Origin of the sequence: Methanoculleus sp. MH98A, from assembly GCF_000691865.1 — an archaeon.
In the GTDB taxonomy this organism is placed as follows: domain Archaea; phylum Halobacteriota; class Methanomicrobia; order Methanomicrobiales; family Methanoculleaceae; genus Methanoculleus.
In genome coordinates this window covers 1-966 of record NZ_JMIO01000269.1, presented here as the reverse complement: position 1 = coordinate 966, position 966 = coordinate 1, and the positions used below count along the sequence as shown (strand labels likewise).

Genomic DNA, 966 nt, shown 5'->3' with positions numbered 1-966 from the left:
CGCAGGTTCGAATCCTGCCACTCGCATTTTTTCTTGAAGTTATGGTTTTCTTTAAAATGCAACTGGAGATTTCTGCTTGACAAGCAATTAATTGAGTTAACCTCCTGTTCAAAGAAGGGCGGTATATATTCCGTGTTTTGTCATGCTGAAATCTCGAAAACACAATTAAGGATTCCCTTTCTGTTCATCCCTATTCGCTATCCCTTCCTTTTTTCTCCGTGGCATATCTTCGTAAATAGAGTCGACTACTTTTTCTTGGGTGATCATATCATCTACAATTAAATTTAAGAATGTGAACATTTTGGGGGTAATCTCGTTATCTTCAGATAAGTCAATCTCTAGTGGATGGACAGCCTCGCTACCAAAAACTCTTATAGAATCCATCAATTTTTGAACGCGGGGGTTCAGTTTTCCTTGCTGCACAAGGTTTCCGATATCATCATTAAGATTTTCACCCTTTTCACCAAAATAGATCATTAATTTCTGGAGAGCTAAACGAAGTAACGCGAGGGCGCCTCTTGGAGATTGAGCGTAGATTGATCTAGCTTCAAGATAGTCTTTTTTAACATTTTCAGGCATATCGTCATTCGGTAGCTCAATCAATCCAGAGAATGGATAAATCATGCTATTGTCATGCCATAGAGCTATATTAGTGCAATGAGAGCAGTATGAGACAAAAAATCCTAAATTCCCTATTGAATTTGGATCGTTTTTTGGTCCTGATTCTCCAAATGACAAGTTTTGGAAATCAATCATCGAATGTAAAACTCCCCATCCTTGTTGTGCATATGCACCACAGTGAGGGCAATTAAAGGCACTCAACCCTTTTTCTGGATTAACAAAGCGAGAGGACATTGGGATCAAAATGATATTCTCTAATGGGCATATTCAATCTTCCTTTTTCTTCGGTAACTAAAATTGAGTATGTCATACGAAAGATCCGCGAGATATCCGCCCTTTCTCTTC

At 38.6% G+C, this 966-nt stretch carries 1 protein-coding gene; it reads right to left on the bottom strand.

Features of this window, described 5'->3' with window-relative positions:
* Positions 1-165: 165 nt before the first annotated feature.
* Positions 166-855 carry a DUF4145 domain-containing protein gene (locus EI28_RS12930; protein ID WP_048115483.1) on the bottom strand — a complete coding sequence of 230 codons (690 nt, stop codon included), beginning with the start codon at positions 853-855 and terminating at the stop codon, positions 166-168.
* Between the last annotated feature and the right edge of the window lie 111 nt (positions 856-966).